This is a genomic window from Pseudomonas sp. HY2-MNA-CIBAN-0224 (genome assembly GCF_040310285.1).
Taxonomy (GTDB): Bacteria; Pseudomonadota; Gammaproteobacteria; order Pseudomonadales; family Pseudomonadaceae; genus Aquipseudomonas; species Aquipseudomonas helleri.
This window is the reverse complement of record NZ_JBEOPQ010000731.1, coordinates 1-253: the sequence shown is the minus strand read 5'-3', so window position 1 is coordinate 253 and position 253 is coordinate 1. Positions and strand designations below refer to the sequence as shown.

Here is a 253-nt window from a genome sequence, read left to right as displayed (position 1 = left end):
CACTTATGGTGAAGGTACCAATCATTTAGCCGAAGTGATTGACTTAGGCGTTGAGATTGGGGCGGTTGGTAAAGCAGGCTCTTGGTATAGCTATGGCGATGAAAAAATTGGTCAAGGTAAAGCCAACTCTGTACTGTTCTTAAAAGAAAATCCTGCGATTGCGAAAGAGATTGAAGATAAAATTCGTGATGAAAAACTTGGATCGAAAAAAGAAGCCAAAGCAGCGGATACTAATGAAGCCGATGTAGAACCC

The 253-nt window shown here is 41.5% G+C and carries 1 pseudogene; it reads left to right on the top strand.

What is annotated here, in order from left to right:
- Nucleotides 1-253, top strand: a pseudogene (locus AAEZ03_RS28255) (recombinase RecA); the annotation flags it as partial.